The organism is Pseudomonas sp. LH1G9, from assembly GCF_002949975.1.
GTDB classification, from domain to species: Bacteria; Pseudomonadota; Gammaproteobacteria; order Pseudomonadales; family Pseudomonadaceae; genus Aquipseudomonas; species Aquipseudomonas veronii.
The window spans coordinates 615764-638293 of record NZ_CP026880.1 but is presented as its reverse complement, the minus strand read 5'-3'; the positions used below and the strand labels follow the sequence as shown (position 1 = coordinate 638293).

At 61.3% G+C, this 22530-nt stretch carries 21 protein-coding genes; 10 read left to right on the top strand and 11 right to left on the bottom strand.

The genetic code is table 11. The features are described 5' to 3' along the window. Window positions 1-6 precede the first annotated feature (6 nt). The 6 genes from flgK to C5F70_RS02990 all read right to left on the bottom strand — a co-directional run bounded on the left by flgK (window position 7) and on the right by C5F70_RS02990 (window position 6791). Complete coding sequence (gene flgK / locus C5F70_RS03015) at window positions 7-2052, bottom strand: flagellar hook-associated protein FlgK (protein ID WP_017845366.1); 2046 nt, start codon at window positions 2050-2052, stop codon at window positions 7-9. A 10-nt stretch (window positions 2053-2062) separates the two neighbouring features. Next, on the bottom strand, window positions 2063-3328 hold the full coding sequence (flgJ, locus tag C5F70_RS03010; protein ID WP_046488279.1) for a flagellar assembly peptidoglycan hydrolase FlgJ: 1266 nt from the start codon (window positions 3326-3328) through the stop codon (window positions 2063-2065). 4 nt (window positions 3329-3332) lie between these two features. Beyond that, on the bottom strand, window positions 3333-4421 hold the full coding sequence (locus C5F70_RS03005; protein ID WP_162231513.1) for a flagellar basal body P-ring protein FlgI: 1089 nt from the start codon (window positions 4419-4421) through the stop codon (window positions 3333-3335). Window positions 4422-4448: 27 nt separating this feature from the next. Further along, entirely contained in the window at window positions 4449-5144 is a 696-nt protein-coding gene (gene flgH, locus C5F70_RS03000) for a flagellar basal body L-ring protein FlgH (protein WP_017845363.1), read from the bottom strand. Window positions 5145-5197: 53 nt separating this feature from the next. Continuing rightward, the gene (flgG, locus tag C5F70_RS02995) at window positions 5198-5983 is read right to left on the bottom strand and encodes a flagellar basal-body rod protein FlgG (protein WP_017845362.1); all 786 of its coding nucleotides are present in this window, start codon (window positions 5981-5983) and stop codon (window positions 5198-5200) included. Window positions 5984-6050: 67 nt separating this feature from the next. Next, window positions 6051-6791, bottom strand: coding sequence for a flagellar basal body rod protein FlgF (locus tag C5F70_RS02990; RefSeq protein WP_026139820.1), 741 nt, complete (start codon window positions 6789-6791; stop codon window positions 6051-6053). Window positions 6792-7388: 597 nt separating this feature from the next. Between C5F70_RS02990 and C5F70_RS02985 the strand changes: the two genes are divergently transcribed. Beyond that, on the top strand, window positions 7389-8177 hold the full coding sequence (locus C5F70_RS02985; RefSeq protein ID WP_104902703.1) for a hypothetical protein: 789 nt from the start codon (window positions 7389-7391) through the stop codon (window positions 8175-8177). A 43-nt stretch (window positions 8178-8220) separates the two neighbouring features. Here C5F70_RS02985 and C5F70_RS02980 read toward each other — a convergent pair whose 3' ends face one another. Beyond that, window positions 8221-9804 (bottom strand): sigma-54-dependent transcriptional regulator, encoded by a 1584-nt coding sequence (locus tag C5F70_RS02980; RefSeq protein WP_102618106.1) that lies wholly within the window; start codon window positions 9802-9804, stop codon window positions 8221-8223. Between the two features lie 256 nt (window positions 9805-10060). Between C5F70_RS02980 and phhA the strand changes: the two genes are divergently transcribed. The 3 genes from phhA (at window position 10061) to C5F70_RS02965 (ending at window position 12510) form a co-directional block, all read left to right on the top strand. Next, entirely contained in the window at window positions 10061-10852 is a 792-nt protein-coding gene (phhA, locus tag C5F70_RS02975) for a phenylalanine 4-monooxygenase (protein WP_046382503.1), read from the top strand. Between the two features lie 105 nt (window positions 10853-10957). Continuing rightward, window positions 10958-11314, top strand: a complete 357-nt coding sequence (locus C5F70_RS02970) for a 4a-hydroxytetrahydrobiopterin dehydratase (RefSeq protein WP_017845357.1) — start codon at window positions 10958-10960, stop codon at window positions 11312-11314. Then, entirely contained in the window at window positions 11314-12510 is a 1197-nt protein-coding gene (locus C5F70_RS02965) for an amino acid aminotransferase (protein ID WP_017845356.1), read from the top strand. The genes C5F70_RS02970 and C5F70_RS02965 overlap by 1 nt, the downstream gene beginning before the upstream one ends. A 130-nt stretch (window positions 12511-12640) precedes the next feature. Here C5F70_RS02965 and C5F70_RS02960 read toward each other — a convergent pair whose 3' ends face one another. After that, the gene (locus C5F70_RS02960) at window positions 12641-13450 is read right to left on the bottom strand and encodes a UDP-2,3-diacylglucosamine diphosphatase (RefSeq protein WP_017845355.1); all 810 of its coding nucleotides are present in this window, start codon (window positions 13448-13450) and stop codon (window positions 12641-12643) included. A 137-nt stretch (window positions 13451-13587) separates the two neighbouring features. On the opposite strand from C5F70_RS02960, the gene C5F70_RS02955 reads away from it, so the two are divergent. The 3 genes from C5F70_RS02955 to C5F70_RS02945 all read left to right on the top strand — a co-directional run bounded on the left by C5F70_RS02955 (window position 13588) and on the right by C5F70_RS02945 (window position 15730). Further along, complete coding sequence (locus C5F70_RS02955) at window positions 13588-14340, top strand: AraC family transcriptional regulator (protein ID WP_017845354.1); 753 nt, start codon at window positions 13588-13590, stop codon at window positions 14338-14340. Between the two features lie 96 nt (window positions 14341-14436). Then, window positions 14437-15321, top strand: coding sequence for a DMT family transporter (locus C5F70_RS02950; protein WP_017845353.1), 885 nt, complete (start codon window positions 14437-14439; stop codon window positions 15319-15321). 127 nt (window positions 15322-15448) lie between these two features. Beyond that, a complete protein-coding gene (locus C5F70_RS02945; RefSeq protein ID WP_017845352.1) occupies window positions 15449-15730 on the top strand; it encodes a hypothetical protein in 282 nt (93 codons plus the stop codon). Window positions 15731-15771: 41 nt separating this feature from the next. On the opposite strand, the gene C5F70_RS02940 is transcribed toward C5F70_RS02945, so the two are convergent. Then, window positions 15772-16059 (bottom strand): SelT/SelW/SelH family protein, encoded by a 288-nt coding sequence (locus C5F70_RS02940; RefSeq protein WP_046382498.1) that lies wholly within the window; start codon window positions 16057-16059, stop codon window positions 15772-15774. An 84-nt stretch (window positions 16060-16143) separates the two neighbouring features. On the opposite strand from C5F70_RS02940, the gene C5F70_RS02935 reads away from it, so the two are divergent. Further along, window positions 16144-18333 (top strand): patatin-like phospholipase family protein, encoded by a 2190-nt coding sequence (locus C5F70_RS02935; protein WP_104902702.1) that lies wholly within the window; start codon window positions 16144-16146, stop codon window positions 18331-18333. Window positions 18334-18469: 136 nt separating this feature from the next. Here the strand turns inward: C5F70_RS02935 and C5F70_RS02930 are convergent, their stop codons facing one another. Further along, window positions 18470-18904, bottom strand: a complete 435-nt coding sequence (locus C5F70_RS02930) for a MarR family transcriptional regulator (RefSeq protein ID WP_017845349.1) — start codon at window positions 18902-18904, stop codon at window positions 18470-18472. Between the two features lie 121 nt (window positions 18905-19025). Then, window positions 19026-21152 carry a DNA helicase RecQ gene (gene recQ / locus C5F70_RS02925; RefSeq protein ID WP_104902701.1) on the bottom strand — a complete coding sequence of 709 codons (2127 nt, stop codon included), beginning with the start codon at window positions 21150-21152 and terminating at the stop codon, window positions 19026-19028. A gap of 275 nt (window positions 21153-21427) precedes the next feature. Between recQ and C5F70_RS02920 the strand changes: the two genes are divergently transcribed. Both C5F70_RS02920 and C5F70_RS02915 read left to right on the top strand, forming a co-directional pair. Beyond that, window positions 21428-22015 carry a YecA family protein gene (locus C5F70_RS02920; RefSeq protein WP_017845347.1) on the top strand — a complete coding sequence of 196 codons (588 nt, stop codon included), beginning with the start codon at window positions 21428-21430 and terminating at the stop codon, window positions 22013-22015. Window positions 22016-22035: 20 nt separating this feature from the next. Beyond that, window positions 22036-22419, top strand: coding sequence for a YbaN family protein (locus tag C5F70_RS02915; RefSeq protein WP_026139819.1), 384 nt, complete (start codon window positions 22036-22038; stop codon window positions 22417-22419). Window positions 22420-22530: the final 111 nt, after the last annotated feature.

Genomic DNA, 22530 nt, shown 5'->3' with positions numbered 1-22530 from the left:
CCTCCTTTAAATGGCATTAATCAGTGTGGTAAAGGTCTCTTGCGCAACCTTGATGATCTGCGACGACGCGGTGTAGTACTGCTGAAACCTGATCATGTCGCCGGCCTCATCATCCAGGTTAACCCCGGACACCGAGTTGCGCGCTTCCTTGTTGGCACTGAGCAACGCGCCGGTGGCCGTTGTGTCGACGCCAGCCTGGCTCGCTTTGGAACCGACCTGCGACACGAGGCGACTGTTCGCCGCGACCAGACTCACGCCCGTGTTTCCGTCACCCATACCGACACTGGCCTTGGTCTGCAGGTCGAGCAGGGCCTGGGCGTTACGGCCGTCGGACTTACCACCACTGTTGAAGGCAAAGGTGGTGCTATCACCCTCAGCCGGAGAACCGTTGACCGTCGTGTCGAACTTGAAGCTCTTGCCCGGGATCGCAGCACCGGCGGCGTCACGCATCGGCACATCCACGGTGATCTTGTTGCCCTGCCCCGGAATGATGATGCCGGTGCCAATCGAATTGCCCTGCGCGTCATTCAGGGTATAAGGCTGAGTGCCATCGGCGGCCGCCTTGCCGAAGACCATTTTCACCGGCATCGAGTTCTCGATACCTGCACGCAACTGTGCGGTGTCGGCGCCGCCATGAATATCCAGGGGCGCGGTCAAGACGGGCTGGGTAAACGTCCCCGTGCCACTGTTGGTGCTGCTGCTGGTGCCCGCCAGCGGAGCGGCAAAGGCCAGCTTGTTCGCGTCGGTGAGCGCCACGCCGATACCGCTTGCGCCAGTGGCGGTCGGACTGACCTTGAAACTGTCGCCCAACGCCATCGGACCTTTGCCGTCCAGCGACAGGGTGAAACCATCGATCTGTGTCGGCGGCGTGGCGCTGAGATCAACGACCCCCATGGCCTTGCCATCCGAGCGCAGCACCGTCACCTTGTTGAGGTCGGCACTGTCGCTGAAGGTGACCTTGTAATCGAAAGTCGAGAGCTTGCTGCTGTCGCTGATCGATACATTCAGGTTACCTGAACCCGCACTATTCCCCGCAGTACCCTGGCTGCGCGAAGCGATGGCGACTGCGCTGTTGACATCCTTGAACAAGGACACACCAAAGTCACCGTTCAAATCCAGGCCTTGACCAAGCTGATTGTTAAAGGTGTCCGCAGTCGCGATGGCGATACGCCCCAGGTCATTGATCGCCGGCATCAAGGCATCATTGCGATACCGCAGCAGGCCACCGATGCTTCCGCCGCTGACCACTGACCCCAGGTCCATGGCGGTGCCGCTCACATTCAGTTGGATGGTGTACTGACTATTATCAGTGCTACTCGGCACTGCCGAAACAGTGTTGGTAACCCCCCCCTCGACCAGCGACTGGCCGCTGCCAGTGGTCACGCTGAACTGGCCGTTCTTCTCGGTGACCGTTACTCCAATCAACTCATTCAGCGAGCGAACCGCCTCGTTACGGGAGTCCAGCAGGTTGGCCGGCGCATTACCCGACGCGCCCTGAACCTGGAAGATCTGCTTGTTGAGCGCGGCAATCGATGAAGTCAGTTGATTGACCTGATCACTCATGGTGCTCAACTGGCTGTTGATGGTTTCTTTCTGCTGAGTCAGCTGGGTAGAGATGGAGTTGAAGCGATTGCTCAAGGTCTGTGCATTGCTGACCAACAGTTGCCGGGCGGAAAGATCGTTGGGGTTGGACGATGCCGTCTGCAGGGTCGCAAAAAAGGAGCTGAGCACCGACGACAGGCCAGTGCTTTTGTCCGACAGAACCTTATCCACGGCACCGATCTGGTCCTGATAAGCCTTGGCGTCATTATTCAGCGCAGTACTGTTCTGGTAAGCCGTGTCCAGGTACTCGTTGTACACGCGCCGCACATCCGCCAACGTCGTGCCACTGCCGATGAACACACCGCCGTACTGGTTCGAAGCGCTGGCGTTCTGAGTGGTCTGCTGACGCGAGTAGCCTGCGGTATTGGCGTTGGCGATGTTGTTACTTAAGACCGACAACGATCCTTGAGCGGCGTTGAGCCCCGACATCCCGATATTGAGCAAACTCATGGTTCAGACCTTATAAATGAGTGGTCGCGCCCGCGACAGCGTAGTTCTGGTAACTGTTCATCGTTTTTGCGATCTGCGAAATCTTGCTGGCGTAGTCCGGATCGGTGGCATACCCGGCTTTTTGCAACTCGCGCACAAACTGTTCCGGGTTGTCGGCTGACTTCACAACTTCTTTATAGCGATCATTGCTTTGCAACAACGTCACCAGGTCATGGAAGCTGTCCTGGTAGGAATCGTAGGAACGGAACTGCGCCGTTTCCTTGACCATCGCGCCATCGCGAAACTCGCTGGTGATCGCGCGGGCCTGGCCGCCCTGCCAGCTCTGGCCGGCCTTGATACCGAACAGGTTGTGGCTGCTGCTGCCGTCGTCGGCGCGCATCACCGACTTGCCCCAACCGGTTTCCAGGGCGGCCTGGGCCACCAGGTACTTCGGATCGACACCGATACGCGCCGCGGCGGCCTTGGCCATCGGCAACATGGTGGCGACAAATTCGTCCTGGGAACTGAAGGCTTTCTTCGCCGGGGCCAACGGCGGCTGGGCCACGGCGCGGCCGTAGACCTGCATGCGGCCGCTGGGCACGGCAAAACTGCGTGCGCTGCTGTTGATCACGTTGTCATCGGCGACGCTGTTACGCAGTGGCGCGCGATTGGCATCGATCGCGACCGGCGCGCTCGGCACGATGCCGGCGAGCAGTCGATCGGTCAGTTTGCTCGGCAAGGCGAGACGGCGCTGGTTCATCAGAGCCACGTCGTTGGTGTGAGCGCTGGCGCCTTCGGGGACTGCCACGCGGTAGGCCCACAGCGGGCGCTGGCCATTGGAGCGGCCCAGCGGCCCGGTCGCCTGGGTGCCGGCGGCGATTTCCGTCGGTACGTCGACTTTCTTCACCGGCTCAGCCGCCGCCGGGCCCTGCAAGGTGGCCGCCTGGGCGTCCACCGGCTTGTTCTTCTGCATCTGACGCATCAGCACGTCGGCCAGGCCGATACCCCCGCCTTCGCGGGACATCGAGACAGCCAACTGCTGGTCGTACATTTCCTGGTACTGCTTGGCGGCCGGAGTGTTCAGCGGATTGTCCTTGCCCAGGGCGTCGGTGGCCGAGCGCATCGACTTGAGCATCTCGCTGAGGAACAGCGACTCGAACTCCTGCGCCACTTTGCGCATGTTGCCGTCGCTGTTCTTGTCGGCGCCGACCTTGAGCTGGTTAAGCCGGTTCAGGTCGGAATAAGACCCCGAGTCCGCCGTGCTGCTGATCCCGCTGTTGCGCATATCCATGGCCATGGCCTCAGATCACAATCAGGTCGGCTTGCAAGGCGCCGGCCTGTTTCAATGCTTCGAGGATCGCCATCAAGTCGCCGGGCGCCGCGCCCACTTGGTTCACCGCGCGGACAATCTCGTCCAGGGTGGTGCCGGGGCCGAACTTGAACATTGGCTTGGCTTCTTGCTGGGCATTCACCCGCGAGCGCGGTACCACGGCGGTCTGGCCATTGGACAACGGCCCAGGCTGGCTGACGATCGGGTCTTCGGTAATGGTCACGGTCAGGCTGCCGTGGGTCACCGCGGCCGGCGACACTTTGACGTTCTGGCCGATCACGATAGTGCCGGTGCGCGAGTTGATAATGACTTTGGCCACCGCCTGGCCGGGGTCGACCTCGAGGTTTTCCAGGATCGACAGGTAATCCACGCGCTGGCTTGGGTCCAGCGGCGCGGTGACCCGGACCGAGCCACCGTCGATAGCCTGGGCGACGCCAGGGCCGAGCATGTCGTTGATCTTGTCGACCACACGCTTGGCGGTGGTGAAGTCGGAACGGTTGAGGTTCAGGGTCAGGCTGTTGCCCTGGTTGAAGCCGCTGGGCACGGTGCGTTCAACCGTGGCGCCGCCAGGGATGCGCCCGGCCGATGGCACGTTCACCGTAATCTTCGAACCGTCGCGGCCTTCAGCGTCAAACCCGCCCACCACCAGGTTGCCCTGGGCGATGGCGTAGACGTTGCCGTCAATACCTTTGAGCGGCGTCATCAACAGGGTACCGCCGCGCAGGCTTTTCGAGTTACCGATGGACGACACGGTAATGTCCACCACCTGACCCGGCTTGGAGAACGCCGGCAAGTCGGCACTGATGGACACAGCCGCGACGTTTTTCAGTTGCACGGTGCCCGAGCCCGACGGCACCTTGATGCCGAACTGCGAGAGCATGTTGTTGAAGGTCTGCAGGGTGAACGGGGTCTGGGTGGTCTGGTCACCCGTACCGTTAAGCCCGACCACCAGGCCGTAGCCGATCAACTGGTTAGAACGCACGCCGGAAATGCTGGCGATGTCTTTCAGGCGTTCAGCCTGGGCGACTGCGCTCAGGGACAGCAACAGTGCCGCCGCCATCAGCTGTTTGAATTTCAAAGTGGCCACCTAGAAAGGGAACAGCGGGCTAAGGAAGAAACGGTCGAACCAGCCCGGCTGACTCGCATCAGCAAACGAACCCGTACCCGAGTAGGTAATGCGCGCATCGGCAATACGCGTCGAAGGCACCGTGTTGTCGGTGGCAATGTCATCGGCACGGACCATGCCGGCGATGCGTACCAGCTCGTCACCACTGTTGAGGGTCATCCACTTCTCACCGCGCACGGCGATGATGCCGTTGGGCAATACATCGGCCACCGTCACGGTGATCGAACCGGTCAGGCTGTTGTTCTGTCCAGAGGAGCTCTTGCCGTTGGTGGCGCGGTCACCGCTGTAGCCTGCGCTCAAGCTCAAGTCACCGCTGCCCAAGGGGTTGTTGGTGTTCGGCACGGCACCAAACAACGAGGTCAGGCCAATACCGGTCTTGCTGGTCTTGCCCACCTGCGAGTTGGCGTTCTTGCTGGCCGTGGTCTTCTCGTTGAGGGTGATGGTGATGATGTCACCGACCCGGAACGCCTTGCGGTCGCTGTACAGGTTCTGTTCGAAACCGGCCTGGTAGATCGAGCCGTTATTGGCCGCCGCCGGCAGCGGTGTGCGTGGCAACACCGGCGCGTAGTACGGGTCATTGGGTTTTGGCGTCGGGGCAACACAGCCCGCGAGCACGGCAATCCCACTCAATGCCAGAACGGAAACATAGCGATTCATGACCCTAACCTCACGGTGTTGCAGGCGCCCTCAGGAGCGCCCCATAGACTTGATTACAGATTCTGCGTAACGAACGAAAGCATCTGGTCGGCGGTGGAAATCACCTTGGAGTTCATCTCGTAGGCGCGCTGAGTGGTGATCATGTTGACCATCTCTTCCACCGTGCTGACGTTGGAGGTTTCCAGGGTGCTTTGCAGCGTGGTGCCGAAGCCGTTCAAGCCCGGGGTGCCGATTTGCGGCGCGCCACTGGAGGCGGTTTCCAGGAACAGGTTGCCGCCGATGGCTTGCAGGCCGGCTGGGTTGATGAAGTCGGCGGTTTGCAGGTTGCCGATCACTTGCGACGCCGGGTTGCCCGCCACGGTGATGGACACGGTGCCATCGTTGCCGACGGTGAAGGTCTGGGCATTGGCCGGCACGATAATGGCCGGTTCCAGGGAGAAACCGTTGGACGTGACGATCTGGCCGTTGGAGTCCAGGTGGAAAGAACCATCACGAGAGTAGGACGTCGTCCCGTCTGGTTGCAGGATCTGGAAGAACCCTTTGCCGTTGATCGCCATATCCAGAGGCTGACCGGTTTGCTGCAGGTTACCGGCCGTGAAGTTCTTCTGGGTGCCGACAATCTTCACACCGGTACCCAATTGCAGGCCCGACGGCAGTTCGCTGTCCTGGGTCGACTGGGCGCCTGGCTGGCGCTTGATCTGATAGAGCAAGTCCTGGAACTCGGCGCGATCACGCTTGAAGCCCGTGGTCGAAACGTTCGCCAGGTTGTTGGAGATGGTGGTCAGGTTGGTGTCCTGGGCGGACAGACCTGTTTTGGCAACCCATAGAGCCGGAAGCATGCTGTTCTCCTTCGTGCGCCTGTTTGTTGGCGCTGCGCCGCAAAATTAGTATTCAGTGAAACCGCTATCAGCTCATCGCCAGAACGCGGGTCATGGCCTGGTCGTCTTCTTTAGCGCTGTTCATCATCTTGATGTGCAGCTCGAACTGCTTGGAAAGCGCCAGCACCGCGGTCATTTCTTCCACCGCATTGACGTTGCTCGCCTGCAGGAACCCCGAGGTCAGCTTGACGTTCGCGTCGGCCTGGGCCGGCTGGCCGTCCTTGGTATGGATGGTGCCGTCCAGGCCTTTGGTCATGTTCTTGAGATCGGGCTGGACCAGCTTGATCCGGTCCACTTCAGCCATCACCCGCGGGCCTTCACCCATTGCGCGGATGCTGACGGTGCCGTCGGCGCCTACTTCGATCTTCTGCTGCGGCGGCACGGCGATCGGACCACCGTTGCCCATGATCGGCATGCCATTGCCGGCCCGCAGCACGCCGAGCGCATCCACATTCATGCTGGCGCTGCGCACGTAGGCTTCGCCGCCATCGGGGGTTTGCACGGCCATCCAACCGTCACCACTGACCGCCACATCGAGGTCACGACCGGTTTCGATCATGGCACCCGGAGAGAAGTCGGTGGCAGGCCGCTCGGTCATGGCAAACGCCCGCGCCGGAAAGCTGTCACCGAACACCGGCATCGAGCGCGCCTGCTCAAGGTCACGCTGGAAGCCGTTGGTGGAAATGTTCGCCAGATTGTTGGCATGGGCCTTCTGCGCCAGAGCATTCTGGCTGGCGCCGGTCATTGCCACGTAAAGGTACTTGTCCACGCTCTATCCTCTTTCTGACGGACGTTTGCCGCCCACCGCTGTACTGATGAGGCTTAAGCAATTTGCGAACCAACTTTCAAAAAGTGCAGAAAGCCCAAGCGGGGCAAGGGTTTGCGGCAAGGCGTGAAAAAAGGCAGGCCCAGGCGGAGTCGAAAAAACGGCGGAGTTATGCCGCAGACGGCAACGGTTGGTGTCCCGCAGGCTTTTCCCGGCGCTCAAGCGCTACGCATGGGTGGAGCGCGGAGCACGCCGAACCGCTGAAACACTTGGCAAGCCACTGGGCACTTGCCCTCCCCGTTGGCCACCTCGAAACGACGGGGCCGAGGTTTTGTTGTCCGACCATTACAAGCGCCAAAAAAACCATATGCCTGACGGCCCCGTAAATGCGTGAGTACATATGTAGCTGGCTTGTTTTTTATAAAACCCCGACAAAGTCAACTCCAAACAAGAATAGTCCGATAGCTTTTTACATTTACTGATCAAAACCCACTTGGCGTTCAAATACAGCACCCGTAACTTCGGTGCGACGCAAAGCGGTCACGACTACTTTCCGATCATTCGCACCTTATCAACTTATTATTTTCCAAGGATACTGAAATGCCTGGTATTGATAATGTACCCCATACGCACATGACGACAACTTGGCAAAAACAATTTTCTTATAACGAAATTCTAGACCGGTTCGAGCCATTAAGCAGCCTATCACCCGAACAACGGCGCGAGTTGGAGATACACCCGGAGCTGAATCCTAACAATAAAGAGTACTGGGAAAGCCGAGCTGGGGAATACGATGCCGGGACACTGCCGCCCTGTTGCGACCTAGACCCGACGACCTCGGCGTTCCTGGAGCTGCTGGACAACATCCCCGGCAGGACCATCGAGACCGGCCTGGGCGTGTCCGCCAACGATGTACGCAGCGGCAAGTTTGGAGCGTTATCGCACAGCGCACTCAGGGAACTGGAAAAACTGGATAAGAACCAAAACTACCAATTGGTCTCCCGTGTTAAAGAGGAGAATGACTCAATGAGCGGATCATTGGCATGGTTCCCTGAAAACGGCGGCAGCCCCATTGAAATCGAAAGTTCTACAGAGGGAACGGTATTTCCGCCCAATGGCTCAGCGTTGCTTGAACATATCGACTTATCAATGCTTATACCCACCTATAACAACGAAGGGGTTTCTGCCAACGAACTGAGATCCGGAAAGTACGGGCGCCTTCCTCCGGAGACCAATCAGAGCCTTGAAAAACTGCAGAACCATAAAGACTACGCGCTGACCACACTCTTTTCCCCCCCGCCCAATGAAGCGCCTTATATGGCCTGGGTTGAGAAAGAAACAGATGACACCGTGCTCATCCATCAAGATCCAAGCTACGCGATGTATTGACGCCGCCGTGTCACCCCTCGCAGAAAAACCCTGGACATGGCGTCTATCGAGCAGCGTGTTCAGGGGTTTTGCCCTCTTTGCCCAAACCATAATCCCGCAACTTGTTGGCAATCGTTGTATGGGAAACGCCCAAGCGCTTGCCCAACTGCCGACTGCTGGGATGTTCGGCATACAGACTTTCCAGCACGGCCTTTTCAAACCGGCCGACGATGGCTTCCAGGCCGCCCTCCAGAGAGAAATCGCCAAGCGGCTGACGCACGCCATAGTCCGGCAGACGAATGTGTTCAGCCTTGACCGTCCCGCCCTCACACAGCGACACCGCCTGGAACAGGACGTTTTCCAGTTGCCGTACATTGCCCGGCCAGTGGTAATGGCTGAGCCGCTCCATGGCCGCCGAAGCCAGTTTGGGCAACGGGCAGCCGATCTGCCGGCTGGCTTGATCGAGGAAGTGTTCCACCAGCGGCGCCAGGCCATCGAGGCATTCGCGCAGCGGCGGGATATGCAGCGACAGCACGTTCAGGCGGTGATAAAGGTCCTGACGGAATTCGCCCCGCGCGCAGAGTTCCGAGAGGTCCACCTGGGTTGCGCAGATCACCCGCACATCCAGGTACACCTCTTCATCGCTGCCGACTCGGCGAAAGCCACCGTCCTGCAGGAACCGCAGCAACTTCACCTGCAGGCGCGCGCTCATTTCCCCGACGCCATCAAGAAATAGCGTACCGCCCGCCGTCAGCTCCAGCAGCCCCAGCTTGCCCTCGGCCCGTGCCCCTTCAAAAGCGCCGGGGCCGTAGCCGAACAGCTCGGTCTCGGCCATCGACTCCGGCAAGCCGGCACAATTGAGCGCCATCAACGGCGATTGGCCACGAGGGCTGGCCAAGTGACAGGCGCGGGCAAGCAGCTCCTTGCCGGTGCCCGTTTCGCCTTCTATTAAGAGCGGCGCATCCAGCGGCGCCATGCGTCGGGCCTCACGGACCACGGCAGCCATGACCTTGGAACTCTGGAAGATGCTGTCGAAGCCACGCAGCTCCTGCTTGCGCACATTGTAGATGCGCTCACCGACGCGGTCGGCACGGTGCAGGGTCAACACTGCGCCGGCCATGGCTTCGCTGTCGTCGTGTTCGGCGGATTGCAACGGCGCGATGTCCGCCAGGAATACGTCACCCTTGACCTTGACCCGCAGGCCATTGATCCGCGATTTGCTCGCGCGCACCAGTTCCGGCAAGTCGAAATCCTCGGCGTAGCGCGACAGCGGGATGCCCGGCACCTCGTCCACCCGCACCCCGAGCAACTGCGCGGCCGCGCGGTTAGCGGCGACGATCGAGCCGCCCATGTCGATGGACAGCACCGGAAACTCCAGGGCCCCGAGCAATGCATTGAGTTCCATGTGCCGACGTTCGCTGGGCATGAGCCCCACACGCTTTACGCCAAACACCCCGGCAATCGCCTCGAACTGCGGGCGCAAGGCCTGGAATTGCATGTTCACCAGATTCGGACAGAACAGGTAGATGGCATTGCCATGCTCACCGCCGACCTCGCCCTTGGCGACGTTGACGCCGTACTCCACCAACAGGTTGAGAATGTCCCGCAGGATGCCGATGCGGTTCTGGCAATGCACTTTGATACGCATGAAAAGGCCCGAAGAAGGGTAGGCGCCGCGTCTTTTTGTCGCTGGGCGCAGATAGTCGTCAAGATTATGTGACAGTCAGCCGTCTTTTCACAGCCCGACGCATCAATGAACGGCCAATCCGTAACGAATACTTTACGAATATCGGTAAACTTTCCTACAACACCCTTGCGCAGGCCGCTGGAATCTCACCCCAATCGGGTTATCAATACGTACATCGCAGGACATAACAAGAACGAATGCCTAGCAGGAGAGCCGTATGAAGCAGACGCACTACGTGGCCCGCGAGCCCGATGCGCAAGGTTTTATCCACTACCCGCCGGAAGAACACGCGGTGTGGAACACCCTGATCACACGCCAGTTGAAGGTGATCGAGGGCCGGGCCTGCCAGGAATACCTGGACGGCATCGACAAGCTCGGCCTGCCCCTGGACCGCATCCCGCAACTGAGCGAAATCAACACGGTGCTGGCCGAGACCACCGGCTGGCAAGTCGCCCGCGTGCCGGCGTTGATCCCCTTCCAGACGTTCTTTGAATTACTCGCCAACAAGCAGTTTCCGGTGGCGACTTTTATTCGCACCCGCGAAGAACTGGACTACCTGCAAGAGCCGGATATTTTCCACGAGATCTTCGGCCACTGCCCGCTGCTGACCAATCCCTGGTTCGCCGAATTCACCCACACCTACGGCAAGCTCGGCCTTGCGGCCACCAAAGAGCAGCGCGTGTACCTGGCGCGCCTGTACTGGATGACCATCGAGTTTGGCCTGGTGGATACGCCCGCAGGCCGGCGCATCTACGGTGGCGGTATTTTGTCGTCGCCCAAGGAAACGGTGTACAGCCTGTCGTCCGAACCCGAGCACCAGGCCTTCGACCCGCTGGAGGCGATGCGTACACCGTATCGCATCGACATCCTGCAACCGCTATATTTTGTCTTGCCCGAGCTCAAGCGCCTGTTCGATGTCGCCCAGGAAGACATCATGGGCATGGTCGAGCGCGGCATGCAGTTGGGTCTGCACGCACCGAAGTTCCCACCCAAACCCAAAGCGGCGTGAACCGTAGGTTTTGATACCAGGTGAATCTGTTCCCTGGCCCCGCGTTGCTTTAGGGTGACGCCACTGACGACCGTTTTCCAGACACTCGAATTCAGGACACCCCACATGACCACCTTGAACCAAGCCCACTGCGAAGCCTGCCGCGCCGATGCCCCGCAAGTCAGCGATGAAGAACTGCCGGTGCTGCTCAAGCAGATCCCCGACTGGAACATCGAAGTCCGCGATGGCGTCATGCAACTGGAAAAGGTTTTCCTGTTCAAGAACTTCAAGTTCGCCCTGGCCTTTACCAACGCCATGGGCGCCATCTCCGAAGCCGAAGGTCACCATCCTGGCCTGCTCACCGAGTGGGGCAAGGTCACGGTGACCTGGTGGAGCCACTCCATCAAAGGCCTGCACCGCAACGACTTCATCATGGCCGCGCGCACCGACGAAGTGGCCAAGGATGCCGAGGGCCGCAAATAATGCACTTCGATGCGATTGGCCGCGTGCCCGGCGACCCGATCCTCGGGCTGATGGACCTGTATGCCCAGGATGCCAACCCGAACAAGTTCGACCTCGGCGTGGGCGTGTACAAGGACGACCAGGGGCTGACACCGATCCTCCCTTCCGTGAAACTCGCCGAGCAGCGCCTGGTGGAGCAGCAAACCACCAAGACCTACATTGGCGGCCACGGCGACGCTGCGTTCGGCAGATTGATCAGCGAACTGGTGCTCGGCGCCGAGTCCACGCTGCTGCGCGCACACCGTGCCGGTGCGACCCAGACTCCAGGCGGCACCGGCGCCCTGCGCCTGAGCGCCGACTTTATCGCCCACAGCCTGCCCGGCCGCGGCGTATGGCTGAGCAACCCGACCTGGCCGATCCACGAAAGCATCTTCGCCAAGGCCGGGATCAAGGTCAGTCACTACCCTTACGTCGGCGCGGACAATCACCTGGATGTGAGCGCGATGCTGGCGACCTTGTCCACGGTGCCCGAGGGCGACGTGGTGCTGCTGCACGCCTGCTGCCATAACCCGACCGGTTTCGACCTGTCCCAGGCTGACTGGCGCCAGGTCCTGCAGATCGTGCGCGAGCGCCACCTGCTGCCGCTGATCGACTTCGCCTACCAGGGCTTTGGCGACGGCCTGGAGCAGGACGCCTGGGCGGTGCGCCTGTTCGCGAGCGAGCTGCCGGAAGTGTTGATCACCAGCTCCTGCTCGAAGAACTTCGGCCTGTATAGCGACCGCGTCGGCGCGCTGATCGTGTGTGCGGCGGATGCCGAAAAGCTGACGGATGTGCGCAGCCAGTTGGCGAATATCGCGCGCAACCTGTGGTCGACTCCGCCGGATCACGGCGCGGCAGTCGTCGCGACGATCCTCGGCGATGCCAAGCTGAAGGCACAGTGGAGCGACGAAGTCGAAGCCATGCGCTCGCGCATCGCACAGTTACGCGCCGGGCTGGTGGAGGCCCTCGCGCCACACGGGCTGGCCGAACGCTTTGCACATATCGGCGCACAGCGTGGGATGTTTTCCTATACCGGCTTGAGCGCCGAACAGGTCAAGCAACTGCGCGAGAAACACAGCGTGTATATGGTCAGTTCGGGGCGGGCCAACGTCGCGGGGATCGATGCGACGCGATTGACGCTGCTGGCGCAAGCCATTGCAGACGTTTCGCACACTTAACCGAAGAAATGCAAAGCCCAATGTGGGAGGGGACTTGCTCCCGATAGCAATGGATCAGTCGCCAAATACAGTGACTGACACTGCGCGATCGCGAGCAAGCCCGCTCCCACTTGTTGGGCCGAGCAAGGCCTTAACCCGCGACCATCTCCGATTTCAGCAGCGCCTCTTTGGCCTGCGCATCCGCCAATCGATACAACTCGATATGCCCATCCCAGTGCTCGATCAACGCCGAGCACGACTCCACCCAATCCCCGCAGTTGAGGTAATCCACCTCGCCCACCTTGCGAATCTCCGCATGGTGAATATGCCCGCACACCACCCCATGCAATTCGCGCCGGGTCACTTCATGGGCGATGGCTTCTTCGAAATCGCTGATAAAGCTCACCGCCGTCTTCACCTTGTGCTTCAGATACGCCGACAGCGACCAGTAACCGTAGCCATACCGCGCACGCCAGTGATTCAACCAACGGTTCAACGTCAGGGTGAACTCGTAGGCAGAGTCGCCGAGGAACGCCAGCCAGCGGTGATAACGCGTGATCACATCGAACTGGTCGCCGTGGATCACCAGGAGGTGGCGGCCATCGGCGGTGACATGGATGGCTTCGTCCACCAACTGGATGTTGCCCAGGATCAGCTTGGAGTAGCGGCGCAGGAACTCGTCGTGGTTGCCGGTGACATAGATCACCTCGGTGCCGCGCTTGGCCATGGTCAACAGGCGGCGGATCACGTTGGTATGGGCCTGGGGCCAATACATGCCGCCGCGCAGCTTCCAGCCGTCGATGATATCGCCCACCAGGTACACCTTATCGGCGTGGTAGCCCTTGAGGAATTGCGCCAAGTGTTCGGCCTGGCAATCCCGAGTGCCCAGATGTACATCGGAAATCCACAGGGTACGAACCCGTTGCTTGCGGCTGGGTGTAGCGAATTCGGCACGGGTCATGGGCATCCCTCGACGGTGTTTTTGCGAGCTTGCGCCCTGGCGATTAATAGCCCATGACAGCTGTGCGTCAGTCTGATGACAGCGCCTGCCGACGGCGAAGCGTTGTAGACTGGCAACCTGCTGCCCAGGAGACCGCGATGAGAGCGTCCCTCACGCTACGCCACTACATCGAAGCACCCATTGCCCACAGCCATGACCATGCGCAGTTGGTCTTCGGCCTGTCCGGGCACCTGGACCTTGAAGTGGAGGGGCGCGGCAGCCAGGTCCGCGAGAGCAGCGTGATGGTGTTGCCCTTCTCGGCCCACCACACCTGCGGCAGTCGCGATGGCAGCCGATGCCTGGTGCTGGACGTGCCCACCGAACACTGGGTGCTGCAATCGTTGGGCGAGCATGCCGATGCCAGCCGCCGCCTGCTCGACCAACCGGCGCGCCTGGCCCTGGATTCGCGGCAAAGCCAGTTGGTGCAATGGCTGGCGCACAGCCCGGTGGACGACCCGCTGATCGTCCAGCAAGGCGCGGTACTGCTGCTGGCCAGCCTCAATCATCCGCTGGCCCCCAGCGTGCCGGGCCGCCGCCTGCCCTACGCCGCGTTCAATGCACATATCGAACGGCACGCCGCCCACCCTCTGCAAGTCGCGGACCTGGCACGCCTCGCCGACCTGTCGGTGGCGCGCCTGCATGCCCGTTTCATCGCCGAGTGCGGGCAGACGCCCATGGACTTCATCCGCAGTCGCCGCCTGCATAAGGCCTTGGGCCTGTTAAGGGAAACGCCGTTGCCCATCGGCGAAATTGCCGAGCGCGTCGGCTATGCCTCGCAAAGCGCGTTTGCCGCTGCGATGCTGCGCGAATTCGGCGCCGCGCCCAGCGCGCTGCGGCGCACCACAAAATAGCGAGTCCTGCGCTAAAAATCGCCAGTCGGGCGACAGACACTCACGCCCCCAGCCTCTAGACTGCGCGCCTGTCACCCCGTTGGTTCAAGGATCGCAATGACTCCCCGCTCAGCCCTCGGCGCCCTGCATATCGGCGCATTGATGTTTGGCCTCACCGGCGTATTCGGCAAACTGGCGGCCGCCTCGCCGGCCATCATCGTGTTCGGCCGTGCCGCGTTTGCGGTGATTGCCCTGGCGATCTTTGCGCGGTTCGCCAGCAATGCGCCGTGGAAACAGCTGCAGATGCGCGACTGGCGCCGGCTGCTGATCAGCGGTGTATTGCTGGCGGCGCACTGGGTAACGTTCTTCATCGCGGTCAAGGTCGCCGGCGTGGCCGTCGCCACCCTGGGGTTTACCGCGTTCCCGGCGTTTACCGTGATCCTCGAAGGCTTGATCTTCCGCGAGCGCATCCGCGCCAACGAAGTGCTGCTGGTGGCCCTGGTCACGGTGGGCCTGGTGCTGGTGACACCGGACTTCAACCTCGCCAGCCAAGCCACGGGCGGCCTGCTCTGGGGCATCGCCTCGGGGTTGCTGTTCTCCCTGCTGTCACTGAATAACCGCGCCAGCTCCGGGCGGGTTCCAGCGGTACAGGCGGCGCTGTGCCAGAACGTGGTGGTCGCGCTGTGCCTGCTGCCCGTGGCGGCGCCGGGGCTGGCGGATGTGCGCGCGCTCGACTGGCTGTGGATCGGCCTGCTCGGTGTGTTCTGTACCGGCCTGGCCCACAGCCTGTTTGTCGCCAGCCTCGCGGTGATCAAGGCCCGCACCGCCTCGGTGGTGTTCGCCATGGAACCGGTCTACGGCATCACCGTCGCCTGGCTGCTGTTTGCCGAAACCCCGACCTTGCGCATGCTGCTGGGCGGCGCGCTGATCATCGTCGCCATCGTGCTTTCCGGCCTGCTGGGCAGCGCCAGCCAGGCCAAACAGCCGGCTGCAACGGCCTGATCTATACTCTGCCCATCCGCAACAGTGTGTCGTCGTCGACGGATAAAGACTTCTCGACGACAGCCAGGGTGTTTAACGGTGCTGCAAGCGAGTGGTCACGCCATTAACGCTATGCAGGAGTTGCATCATGGAAATTCTTATCAGCTTGCTGGTTCAGATCATCAGCGGTGCCGTCGGCGGTAATCTGGCGGGGATGACCAAGCAGAGCCTGGGCACCGGGCTCAATACCTTCCTCGGCGGTGTCGGCGGCCTGGTGCTGGGCCAGATCGTCTCGGCGCTGACGGGCACATCCGGCGGCGAAGCCATGGATGTGGCGACGGTCGGCAGCAACATCGTCGGCGGTGGCGTCGGCGGCCTGGTGCTGACGTGGGTCGTCGGTTTCATCAAGAGCAAGATGGCCGCCAAGTAGGGGCACATCGCCCGGTCACCGCCCCTGTGCGGCGGTGACCTTCACACCTTGCGATCGTTGTGCCCCAGGTCGCGCTGCGGGTCGATCTGGTCGCGCACGCGCTGCTTGAGCACCTTGGCCTCCGGAAAGCCGCCGTCAGCCTTGCGCTCCCAGATCTGCACACCGTCGCAGGTGATGCGAAAAGCGCCGCCGGTAGCCGGCTCCAGCGCCACTTTGCCCAGGTCGTCGGCAAAGGTACTCAACAGTTCCTGGGCCAACCACGCGGCGCGCAACAGCCACTGGCACTGGGTGCAATAGGTGATGACGATCTCGGGTTTGTTCGGCGACATAATTTGACAGGTTCCTGGCGTAACGGGCTGGGAGGGTCGGGTGGCTATAATACCGGCCTTTATCGTCCAGCCCTGAGATTCATGATGCGCCGCCTGTTGTCCTGCCTGTTGCTGTGCCTGCTGCCCCTTCTTGCCGAGGCGATTGAAACTCCACGCCCGAAAATCGGCCTGGTGCTGTCCGGCGGCGCCGCGCGCGGGCTGGCCCACATTGGCGTGCTCAAGGCCCTGGAGGAACAGGGGATTCATATCGATGCGATTGCCGGCACCAGCATGGGCGCGGTGATCGGCGGGTTGTACGCGTCGGGCTACAAGATCGATGAACTGGAAAAGCTCGCACTGGGTATCGATTGGCAGCAGGCACTCTCCGATGCGCCACCCCGGGAGGACGTACCGTTTCGCCGCAAGCAGGATGACCGGGACTTCCTGGTCAAGCAGAAACTCAGTTTCCGCGACGATGGCAGCCTCGGCCTGCCGCTGGGCGTCATCCAGGGCCAGAACCTCGCGCTGCTGCTGGAAAGCATGTTTGCCCACAGCAGCAACACGCGAAATTTCGACAAGCTGCCGATCCCCTTCCGCGCTGTCGCAACCGATATCACCACCGGCGAAAAAGTGGTGTTCAGCAAAGGCCACCTGCCCCAGGTGATCCGCGCCAGCATGTCGATCCCGGCCGTGTTCGCGCCAGTGGAACTCGACGGCCGGCTGCTGGTGGACGGCGGCATGACCGATAACATCCCGCTGGACGTGGCGCGGGAGATGGGCGTCGACATCGCCATCGTGGTGGACATCGGCACGCCGCTGCGCTCGCGCAAGCAACTGGCCACGGTGGTGGACGTGCTCAACCAGTCCATCACCCTGATGACCCGGCGCAATTCCGAAGAACAACTCAAGGCCCTGCACCCCAAGGATGTGCTGATCCAGCCGCCTCTGGCCGCCTACGGCGTCACCGACTTCGGCCGCGCCAAGGACATGATCGACGCCGGCTACCGCGCCACCCGCGCCCTCGATGTGCGCCTGGCCCACCTGCGCCCCGCCGAGCCGATCGACCCGGAACTGGTGGCCGCGCGCGCGCCGGGCGAACGGACCCCGATCATCACTGCGATCAGCGTGGAGAACGACTCGAAAGTCAGCGAAGACGTGATCCGCTACTACATCCGCCAAACCCTCGGCGAGCCGCTGAACCTGAGCCGCCTGCAAGTGGACATGGGCACCTTGTATGGCCTGGATTACTTTGAACAGGTGCAATACCGCGTGGTGAAAAAAGGCCACGACAACACCCTGGTGATCAGCGCACGCGGCAAACGCAGCGGCACCGACTACCTGCGCCTGGGCCTGAACCTGTCGGACGACATGCGTGGCGACAGCGCCTTCAACCTCGGCGCCAGCTACCGCATGAATGGCATCAACCGCCTCGGCGCGGAATGGCTGACGCGGGTGCAGATCGGCGATCGGCAAGAGCTGTACAGCGAGTTCTACCAACCGATGGACACCGGCTCGCGCTATTTCGTCGCCCCTTACCTCAAGGCCCAGGCGCAGAACGTCGAACTGATTCTGGACAACGACCCCATCTCCGAATACCGCCTGGAACGCTACGGTTTCGGCCTGAACGTCGGGCGCCAGATCGGCAACAGTGGCGAGCTGCGTTTCGGCGTCGGCGAAGCCTGGGGCAAGGCGGATGTACGCATCGGCGACCGCGACCTGCCAAGCATGAGCTTCAGCGAAGGCTTCTACGAACTGAAGTACTCCTTCGACTCCCTGGACAACGTGTACTTCCCCCACACCGGCGAAGACATCGGCCTGGCTTGGCGCGAATTCGAACCGGGGCTGGGGTCCGATCAACGCTACCGGCAATGGGAATTCAAGCTGGACAAGGCCATGAGCCACGGCCCGGACACACTCGTACTGGGCGGCCGTTACGGACGCACCATGGACAATACGGACGTGGTGATATCCAGCTTCCTACTGGGCGGCGCACGGCAGCTGTCGGGCTTCCGCCAGGACGCAATCTCGGGGCAGAACGTCAGCTTGATGCGCGCCGTGTACTACCGCCGCCTGACGCCGCGCTCGTACTTGCCGTTGGATTTCCCGCTGTACCTGGGCGCGTCGCTGGAACGCGGACGGGCGTGGAACAACGACAATGAGTTCGACAGCGGTTATATCAACGCCGCGAGTATTTTCCTGGGCTTCGACACACCGTTGGGGCCGCTGAATTTCAGCTACGGGTTCAATGACGACAATCAGCAGGCGGTGTACCTGAACCTCGGCCAGACCTTCTGAAACGCTGACCGTAAAAACCAAGATGGGAGCTGGCTGGCTTGCGATGGCGGTATTTCAGTCGCCAGATCAATTGACTGAATGTCCGTTATCGCAGGCAAGCCAACTCCCACCTATTCGATCTCTGTTGCGCCTGACGTCAGGACTTTTCCAGATTCGCCAGAATGTGCCCATGCACGCGCATGCACACCCGCAGGTCCTCTTCATTCACGCCCACGAACAACTCATGGCGCAATGCAGTGGCGATGGTTTCAATCTGCTCGATCAACGGTCGGGCGCTGTCACACAGCAGGATGCGCTTGGCGCGCCGGTCTTCCACCACCGCCTGGCGCTGCACCAGCCCTTGGCTTTCCAGGCTGTCGAGCAAGCGTGCCAGTGTCGGCCCTTCGACGCCGACACTTTGTGCCAACTCACGCTGCGTCGGCGCTTCTTCGAAACGCGCCAAGTGCAGCAGCACCAGCCAGCGTGCCTGAGACAAGCCCAGCCCCGCCAAACGGCGGTCCAGCTCAGCGCGCCAACCTCGGGACATTTGCGCTAACTGCATGCCAAAACGGTGTTGATCGGTTAACGGCATAAAAAACTCATGGTTTAGACTGAAAACAAAGTATGACTAATTATTAGTCAGCTAAGCATGAGCCATGTCAGTAGGCAAGCGCTCGTCTGTACTGATTCGTTTCATCGTCGCAATTGGCACACTAAATTTCGAACTCAGACTGCAACGCGGCACGCACACAGTACAAAACACCCTCGGGAACCCGCCCCGTGAACAACGGTGCAATCTCCGCAACTGGTGGCAGTTCGCCTTCACCGTCCAGGAAGGCATCCTGGATTTCACTGAGCAAATCTTCTGGCAAATCAAGGGCCTGCTCTAACGACAACTGTTGCTTACCGATGGATTCGGCCAGCAGCGTGTAGACGTTTTTTTCCGAGCATTGCAACTGGCCAGCGATCTGGATCGGGGTCATGCCGGCTCGCGCCAGGCTGATCAATTCGTGGCGAATATCGGCAATTTCCTTCGGCGCTTCGGCCTGGCCGCCGAGCACTTCGAGGAAGGCCTGACCATAACGTTCCAGCTTGCGCGCGCCCACGCCACTGACCCGGCCCATTTCGGCCAGGGTGGTCGGCTGCTCGCGCAACATCTCCAGCAAGGTCGAGTCGGGGAAAATAACGTAAGGCGGCACGCTGTGTTCCTGCGCCAGTTTGCGCCGCAGGGCGCGCAAGGCTTCCCACTGTTCACGCTCCTCGAAGCGCACCAGTTGGCTGGCCTGGCTGGTACTGCTCTTGGCAGTGGTCTGCGGCTTGAGGTCGCGGCGCAGTTCCAGGCTCACTTCCCCCTTGAGCAACGGCCGGCAACTGTCGTTCAGGCGCAGGCCGCCGTAGCCTTCGATGTCGATGTCCACCAGGCCGCGCGCGACCATCTGGCGGAACAGCGATCGCCATTCGCCTTCGGCACGGGCCTTGCCGACGCCGTAGACCGAGAGTTTCTCGTGGCCGAAGCTGCGCACCTTCTCGTTGTCCTTGCCCAGCAACACATCCACCAGATGGCCGACGCCATAACGCTGGCCGGTGCGGTAGATGGCGGACAAACCCTGGCGCGCCGGTTCAGTGGCATCCCAGGTTTGCACGCCGTCGACACAGTTGTCGCAATGGCCGCAGGGTTCGGGCATGTCTTCGTCGAAATACGCCAGCAAGGTCTGGCGGCGGCAACGCGTCTCTTCGCAGAGTGACAGCATGGCGTCGAGCTTGTGCTGTTCCAGGCGTTTGTGGCGCTCGTCACCTTCGGAGTTCTGCAGCATTTGCTTGAGCATCACCACGTCTTGCAGGCCGTAGACCATCCACGCATCGGCCGGCAGGCCATCACGCCCGGCGCGCCCGGTTTCCTGGTAATACGCCTCGAGGGACTTGGGTAGATCCATATGGGCCACGAAGCGCACGTTGGACTTGTCGATGCCCATGCCGAACGCGATGGTCGCCACCATGATCAGGCCTTCCTCGTTGAGGAAGCGCTTCTGATGATAGGCACGCAAATCGTTGGGCAAGCCTGCATGGTAGGGCAACGCCGGATAACCCTGCTCGCACAGGAAGGCGGCCACTTCGTCGACCTTCTTGCGCGACAGGCAATAGACGATGCCCGCATCGCTGCGCCGCTCGGACAGGAACGCCAGCAACTGCTTGCGCGGCTGCTCCTTGGGCACGATGCGATAGAAAATATTCGGCCGGTCAAAGCTCGACAGGAAGCGCTCGGCGTTCTGCAAATGCAGGCGCTCGACGATTTCTTCGCGAGTGCGCTTGTCGGCGGTGGCGGTCAGGGCGATACGCGGGACGTCGGGGAACAGTTCCGCCAACTGCCCCAATTGCAAATATTCGCGACGGAAATCATGCCCCCATTGCGATACGCAGTGCGCTTCATCGATGGCGAACAGGGCTATTTCCAGGCTCTGCAAGAAGGCCAGCATGCGCGGCTGCACCAGGCGCTCGGGGGCCAGGTAAAGCATTTTCACTTCGCCGCGCTTGATACGCGCGGCCAGGTCGCGCTGCTGTTCGGCGCTGAGCGTGGAGTTCAATGCGGCGGCAGCAACGCCGAGTTCCTCAAGGGTCGCCACCTGATCGTCCATCAGCGCGATCAACGGCGAGACCACCACGGCAAGGCCGTTACGCAGCAACGCCGGCACCTGGAAACACAACGACTTGCCACCGCCGGTCGGCATCAGGACGAGGGCATCACCGCCATTGGCCACGCGCTCAATGATCGCACCCTGGCGGCCACGAAAACTGTCGTAGCCGAAGATGTCCTTGAGGACGCGTTGAGCCTGCTCGAGCATGTAAAACTCCAAATATCGCCGAAATCCCTCCATACAGGCTGGCCGAAAAAGCGCGTATCTACGGAAAATAATCCGTAAGCGAAGTTTTCTCGGATTAGCGCTGGCCTGCAGGGGGCATCACAAAACGCGGCAGTATACCCGAGCGTCGGCCGGCAAAGGGCGCGGCTGACGAACAGCGGCCGCTATCTAAAACCGGCCAAATATGCAGTGTGGCTGGCCTGGGCGCTCAAGAAAGCCTAGAATTCAGCATCGTTTATTCCCAAGGTAGTCCTTCAATGTCCTTCGCTGAGCAACTAACCCGCCTGCAAGCCTTCCTCGACGCCGATGAGCTGCATGACGAGGCGCTGGACTACGTGGCCGCCCACGGCTACCTGACCGCCCTGTCGATTTCTTCCGACATCGTGCCGGACCGTGAGTGGATCGACGCCTTGTTCGCCGAAGAGCCTCATTACGCTGACGCCGCCCAGCGCGAAGAGATCGAAGCCACCCTGCTCGCCCTCAAGGCCCACATCGGTCGCCAACTGGCCTCCGACGAGGAATTCGAGCTGCCGTGCGACCTCGACCTGGGCGAAGAGCCGGACGACTCCGACCTGCGCGGCTGGTGCATCGGTTTCATGGAAGGTGTGTTCCTGCGCGAAGCCGCCTGGTTCGAAACCGCCGAAGAAGAAGTCAGCGAAATGCTGCTGCCGATCATGGTCGGTTCGGGCCTGTTCGACGACCAGCCGGAGTTCTCCGACATCGCCGCCGACGCCAATCTGATGGACGACATGATCGTACAGATCCCGGAAGCCCTGACCGCCCTGTACCTGCTGTGCAACGCACCCGACGAAAAACCGGCGCTCCTCAAGCCACGTCACCACTGAGTCGCACGCCCGTGATCGCCATGGGCAAGCGCTCGCCGCTCCTGCGTTACGCACTGCTGGCCATCGGCTGGCTGAGCGTAGCGCTGGGGGTGATCGGCATCTTCCTGCCGGTATTGCCCACCACCCCCTTCCTGCTTCTTGCCGCCGCCTGCTTCGCGCGCAGCTCCCCGCGTTTCTACGCCTGGCTGGTGGAACACCCGCGCCTGGGCCCATGGATTCGTGACTACCTGGACGGCAATGGCATCCCGCTCAAGGGTAAGGTCTACGCCATCGGCCTGATGTGGCTGAGTATCGGTTTTTCCTGCTACCTGGTGCCTCTGCCGTGGGCCCGCGGCTTCATGCTGACCAGCGCGGTGCTGGTGACGATCTACATCCTGCGCCAGAAAACCCTGCCGCCGCGCTGAGCCTCTTTAACACCGTGCCCTGCGACATTAGTGCTCACAAGACCTTGGTCGACACTGACTAATCCCCAGGCATCATGCGAGACTGTCCAACCGGGCCCGAAATGCCTGGGC

Coding starts and splice junctions, on each gene's coding strand:
- C5F70_RS02930 (WP_017845349.1), bottom strand. CDS start 18,904: ATGCCGTTAACCGATCAACACCGTTTTGGCATGCAGTTAGCGCAAATG.
- C5F70_RS02970 (WP_017845357.1), top strand. CDS start 10,958: ATGACCACCTTGAACCAAGCCCACTGCGAAGCCTGCCGCGCCGATGCC.
- flgK (WP_017845366.1), bottom strand. CDS start 2,052: ATGAGTTTGCTCAATATCGGGATGTCGGGGCTCAACGCCGCTCAAGGA.
- C5F70_RS02955 (WP_017845354.1), top strand. CDS start 13,588: ATGAGAGCGTCCCTCACGCTACGCCACTACATCGAAGCACCCATTGCC.
- phhA (WP_046382503.1), top strand. CDS start 10,061: ATGAAGCAGACGCACTACGTGGCCCGCGAGCCCGATGCGCAAGGTTTT.
- C5F70_RS02915 (WP_026139819.1), top strand. CDS start 22,036: ATGGGCAAGCGCTCGCCGCTCCTGCGTTACGCACTGCTGGCCATCGGC.
- C5F70_RS02945 (WP_017845352.1), top strand. CDS start 15,449: ATGGAAATTCTTATCAGCTTGCTGGTTCAGATCATCAGCGGTGCCGTC.
- flgJ (WP_046488279.1), bottom strand. CDS start 3,328: ATGGCCATGGATATGCGCAACAGCGGGATCAGCAGCACGGCGGACTCG.
- C5F70_RS02935 (WP_104902702.1), top strand. CDS start 16,144: ATGCGCCGCCTGTTGTCCTGCCTGTTGCTGTGCCTGCTGCCCCTTCTT.
- C5F70_RS02965 (WP_017845356.1), top strand. CDS start 11,314: ATGCACTTCGATGCGATTGGCCGCGTGCCCGGCGACCCGATCCTCGGG.
- C5F70_RS02920 (WP_017845347.1), top strand. CDS start 21,428: ATGTCCTTCGCTGAGCAACTAACCCGCCTGCAAGCCTTCCTCGACGCC.
- C5F70_RS02950 (WP_017845353.1), top strand. CDS start 14,437: ATGACTCCCCGCTCAGCCCTCGGCGCCCTGCATATCGGCGCATTGATG.
- C5F70_RS02980 (WP_102618106.1), bottom strand. CDS start 9,804: ATGCGTATCAAAGTGCATTGCCAGAACCGCATCGGCATCCTGCGGGAC.
- recQ (WP_104902701.1), bottom strand. CDS start 21,152: ATGCTCGAGCAGGCTCAACGCGTCCTCAAGGACATCTTCGGCTACGAC.
- C5F70_RS02985 (WP_104902703.1), top strand. CDS start 7,389: ATGCCTGGTATTGATAATGTACCCCATACGCACATGACGACAACTTGG.
- flgG (WP_017845362.1), bottom strand. CDS start 5,983: ATGCTTCCGGCTCTATGGGTTGCCAAAACAGGTCTGTCCGCCCAGGAC.
- flgH (WP_017845363.1), bottom strand. CDS start 5,144: ATGAATCGCTATGTTTCCGTTCTGGCATTGAGTGGGATTGCCGTGCTC.
- C5F70_RS02940 (WP_046382498.1), bottom strand. CDS start 16,059: ATGTCGCCGAACAAACCCGAGATCGTCATCACCTATTGCACCCAGTGC.
- C5F70_RS03005 (WP_162231513.1), bottom strand. CDS start 4,421: ATGGCGGCGGCACTGTTGCTGTCCCTGAGCGCAGTCGCCCAGGCTGAA.
- C5F70_RS02960 (WP_017845355.1), bottom strand. CDS start 13,450: ATGACCCGTGCCGAATTCGCTACACCCAGCCGCAAGCAACGGGTTCGT.